The following is a 4,209-nucleotide window of genomic DNA, read 5'->3' as shown; positions in this document are numbered from 1 at the left end:
GTTTTTTCTTTACTACGGTTGTAGATAGCAACTGTGTAACCACGAGATTCAATATTAAGGGCAAGGTTACGACCCATTACGGCCATACCTACGACACCAAAGTTAGCTTTTGTCATTTGACACTCCTCTTATTTAATTTGTTTTATTTTATCATTTTTACTTTTGAAAAGAAAGAATTTTGTAACGGCTACTTAGAAGTCCAAAGCATCCGCATGTCCAGAACCATTTCCAACAAAGTATCCTGTCTTACAGTTAAGGGTAAAGAGATAGGTTCCATCTGGCTTGTAGAGATTGTAATAACCATTGCCATTAACGATATTAACACGTTCAAGGATATATTGGTTGCCAGTGATATAGCCACGCGAACGTGAAGTCTCTAAAATTTGTTCTAAGACACCATCCGCAAAATCCCAGGCAGAGTTATTACTATCATCAATAGCAGATTGATTGTAGGCAACACGACTAGCACTTCTTTGAACAGCAACTCCTGCACTTGATACACCCATATTGACTTCACTGCGACTACTTCTAGTCTCATTTGAACTACTTGGTTTTGTCTCACTAGTCGCATTTGAACTTGCTTGACTTGAACTGCTAGTTTGACTTGAACTTGAGCTAGAAGTACTTGTTTGCTGACTCTTACCAAGACTGATAGCCTTATCTAGCACTTTATCAATCTCTGTATTTCCAGTTTTAATATCTGTAAATTTAGCATCTGATTTAGCTTTAGCGTTAGTATCCAAGACACCATCCACAATAGCTGGCTTCTCAAATTGAGCATTGACATCTTGAATGGCCTTGATTTGAGTTGCTAGGCTATCATACTTAGATTTTGCAAGCGCATATTCGCGACTACCTTCCAGCTTATCAAGCAAGGTCTTGAGTTGACTCAGTTTATCAAACTGGCTATTTTTCAAAGCCGTTTTATTGCTATCTGTATAAAAGGCATCGTATTGGCTATTGAAATCTTCTAAAATCGGCTGAATATTCTGCTCACTGGACGTTGATTGAGAAGTTTGGATTTCCTGTGTTGAGCGATTCACTTGACGGTAAACATAATAAGCAGTTCCAAGGATAAGAACCACTAGCGCTGCTAGGATCCCGTAAATCAACCATTTCTTCTTACTTTCTCCATCTTCACTATCCGTAACTCGAGAAAGTATTGGAACCTCTTCCCCTTCAAACAATTGTACTTCTTCAGTCTCAAATTCTTCAACAGGGGAAACTTCTGAATCGCGTATGAATTCTAAATCATCGAACTGATTCAAGTCATCTTCTGGTACTGAGGACTCAACTTCTGTCTCCTCACGAATCTCTTGAAGCAAATCATCAAGAGTCGAGGTAACAGATTCTTCTTTTTCGACTAACTCCTCTTTTTTGTATTGACGAGTCGCAAACTTATCTGCTTCGATTTCATCTTTATGTTGTTTAACATACTTGTCCAAAATGGAATCCTCAGGCAAGACCCCTGCTTCCACTTCTTCATTTTTACGAATAGCTTGACCAACTGTTAGCTCTTTTGCTTCATCAAAATCAAATCGCGGTTCTTGGACTTCTTTTTTATGACGATTCCGTCTTTTCTTACTCATGGGTATTCCTTTCTATTTTAACTCTTGGCGTTTAACACGCTGACCAAAATATTGATACAGATCCACTTTCAAGGTTCCGTTGTATAACTTACGCTTCTTGTCTGCTTGGCTACCATACTTGCTTTCAAAGTCTTCATCACTAGTTAGGATAAACTTACTCCAAGTTTTTAGCGGTGCAAATACTTGCCCCATCTCAGCATAAAGCTTGGTAACTCCTGCATCATCTGATAAACGTTCTCCATAAGGCGGATTGGAGATAATCACGCCATTGATTTTATCAGAACGTAAATCCTGCACGCGCATCTGCTTAAAGGTAACATCTCCTGCAACACCAGCTGCCTGAGCATTGGCCTTAGCAATTTCCACCATACGTGCATCAATATCACAGCCCATAATATCCAGTTCAAGCTCACGGTCTACTTTTTGGGCCGCTGCTGTACGCACTTCCTGAATCAAGCGATCGCTGACCCAGTTCCACCCCTCAAATGCAAAGGAGCGACGAAGTCCTGGTGCCATCTTTCGAGCAATCATGACTGCCTCAATACAGAAAGTCCCCGAACCACAGGTCGGATCAATCAAAGGCTTGTCTGGATACCAGTTAGAAAGTTGTAAAATAGCTGCCGCCATGTTTTCCTTGATAGGGGCTCCCCCTTTTTCGGTACGATAACCACGTTTAAAGAGGCTAGACCCGGTCGTATCAATCATGACAGTTGCCACATCTTTGAGAATAGAGACCTCAATCTTAAACTCTGGGCCATTCTCCATCAGAGGAACACCTTCTGGGCGAGCATAGTGCTTCTGCAATTTCTTGACAACAGCTTTCTTAGAAATAGCCTGTACACTTGGCTCATTGTGAAGTTTAGATTTAACACATTTGGCCTTGGAAATCGGGAACCGAGCTCCGAGTGGTAAATAATTTTCCCAATCTAAAGCAAAAACTCCCTGAAACAGCTCTTCAAAAGTCTTAGCTGGGAACGTTCCTACGATGATCTTGATACGGTCTGCTGCCCGAAGCCAGAGGTTGGTTTCGATAATGGCTCTCACGTCTCCTTGAAAACGAACACGTCCATTTTCAACCTGACAATCGTAGCCCAACTCTCTCACTTCTCGTCCCACAACAGCTTCAAGACCTGCTGCCACAGTTGCAATTAAATTAAATTCTTTTTTCATGTTACAGTCTTGCAAGACCTTTCTATATGTCCACTTTAAAAAATGAGGTTGAGAAAATTTCTCAGCCCCAACCTATATGCAATTTTCTATAAGCCATGTTTTGTTCCAGAAGTGACTAGGACCACTTCCTTCGATAATCATCTGTCTACCACTAACAGCTCTAGCTGATAGCAGTCAGAATACTACGTTCGTTTCCGCGTACTCCATGCCCCGACCAAAATTTGGGTTGCTAGCTTGAGGGGTTTACCGCGTTCCACTCTCTCCGTTTCCAGAAAGACTCCGTCACTGTGGCACTTTCAAGCCTACTCTGACCTATCCAAGGACTTAGCCATTTCAACTGCCGTAACGATTTCTCGTCCCTAGGCTTATGGTTTCGCCTAGCACAAACACTACAGGCATCACAGCCTGTGCTAGCATGGACTTTCCTCATGAGAAGCAACCCTCCTCACGCGATTATCCAAAAATTGCACATCTCAAATAACTACTTAGAAATCTGAGTTATCTAAAATTTGTTTACCAAAAACTTCTTTTTCCAATCTATTCAGGCGTTTCAAAATATCAAAATTCGTCATAGAACTTGTAGTTGCCGCTTCCATAGGCTCTGCTTGAACTGGTGAAGGTTTCGGTTTACGAGCCAGTTCTTCCTTCAATTCCGCAATTTCCTGACGAAGTGACTTGACCAAGGCAGCATAGGTTTCATAATCCTTAATGACATCGTCTAAAAATTCGTCAACTTCTACCTTACTATACCCTCGGACTTCACGCCCAAACTCTTGTTCAAAAATATCTTTTGCTGAAAAAATAATACTTGCCATGTCTCTCTCCATTCTCGCTTGCTAGTATTATTATATAAAAAAAGCCAAACAAAAATCAAGGTCAAAGCTTCAATTTTCGGAAAAATTTTCAGCAAGTTCATTTAGCTGATCAAATGTTAATCTCTTTATAAAGTAGTCCTCTTGATTTTTCATCTTTTGGTAAAAATAAGATAATTTCGTTTCATTTTCTTCATCATAAAAAAGATAAGAACTATTCGTATTTTCCAGTAAAAACTGCTGATAATCTCTCAACTGCCCCTTGTGTCCATAACGAGGATAGGCATATTTGACAAAGTCTACCTGCTTAAAGCGACTCAGTTTCATCTGATTGCCTTCATTCCAATTTTCCCCATGAGTTTCAAAAGCAAAAATGGTAGCCAACTGGAAACCGTACTCTGTCTTCATCTCCTGAGCAACCTCTAAAACCCAATATTCAAAGCCCAAAGTCCCGGTAAATACAAGCCAAGTCACCCCATCTTCTGCCATAGCTTCTAAATCCCTACGTATCGCTTTTTTAATCAATTTAAGACGAGGATCCTTGTCAGAAAACAAACCCAAATCAAAAGCAGAATAGCCTAAAACCAAAGCTGTAGTCATTTTTAACCCTTCCTGTGCAAATTTATGATATAATAGAG

Annotated in this window: 5 protein-coding genes and 1 other RNA gene; all 6 read right to left on the bottom strand. The window is 40.4% G+C overall.

The window, feature by feature from the left end:
- Positions 1-116: NAD(P)-binding domain-containing protein (locus QZ359_RS01880; protein ID WP_293957380.1), on the bottom strand; the 116-nt coding region annotated here is incomplete at its 3' end.
- A 75-nt stretch (positions 117-191) separates the two neighbouring features.
- A complete protein-coding gene (locus tag QZ359_RS01875) occupies positions 192-1,589 on the bottom strand; it encodes a cell division site-positioning protein MapZ family protein (protein WP_101785371.1) in 1,398 nt (465 codons plus the stop codon).
- A gap of 12 nt (positions 1,590-1,601) precedes the next feature.
- On the bottom strand, positions 1,602-2,759 hold the full coding sequence (locus tag QZ359_RS01870) for a class I SAM-dependent RNA methyltransferase (protein ID WP_261068024.1): 1,158 nt from the start codon (positions 2,757-2,759) through the stop codon (positions 1,602-1,604).
- 84 nt (positions 2,760-2,843) lie between these two features.
- An RNA gene (rnpB, locus tag QZ359_RS01865) (RNase P RNA component class B) lies at positions 2,844-3,224 on the bottom strand.
- 20 nt (positions 3,225-3,244) lie between these two features.
- Positions 3,245-3,574: a cell division regulator GpsB gene (gene gpsB / locus QZ359_RS01860; protein WP_180948011.1), complete on the bottom strand. Its 330-nt coding sequence runs from the start codon at positions 3,572-3,574 to the stop codon at positions 3,245-3,247.
- Between the two features lie 69 nt (positions 3,575-3,643).
- On the bottom strand, positions 3,644-4,171 hold the full coding sequence (locus QZ359_RS01855) for a DUF1273 domain-containing protein (protein WP_101785377.1): 528 nt from the start codon (positions 4,169-4,171) through the stop codon (positions 3,644-3,646).
- Positions 4,172-4,209: the final 38 nt, after the last annotated feature.

The sequence above is a fragment of the Streptococcus sp. genome (assembly GCF_019414905.1).
Lineage (GTDB): Bacteria > Bacillota > Bacilli > Lactobacillales > Streptococcaceae > Streptococcus.
This window is presented reverse-complemented; position numbering and strand designations above follow the sequence as displayed.

Coding starts and splice junctions, on each gene's coding strand:
- QZ359_RS01875 (WP_101785371.1), bottom strand. CDS start 1,589: ATGAGTAAGAAAAGACGGAATCGTCATAAAAAAGAAGTCCAAGAACCG.
- QZ359_RS01870 (WP_261068024.1), bottom strand. CDS start 2,759: ATGAAAAAAGAATTTAATTTAATTGCAACTGTGGCAGCAGGTCTTGAA.
- gpsB (WP_180948011.1), bottom strand. CDS start 3,574: ATGGCAAGTATTATTTTTTCAGCAAAAGATATTTTTGAACAAGAGTTT.
- QZ359_RS01855 (WP_101785377.1), bottom strand. CDS start 4,171: ATGACTACAGCTTTGGTTTTAGGCTATTCTGCTTTTGATTTGGGTTTG.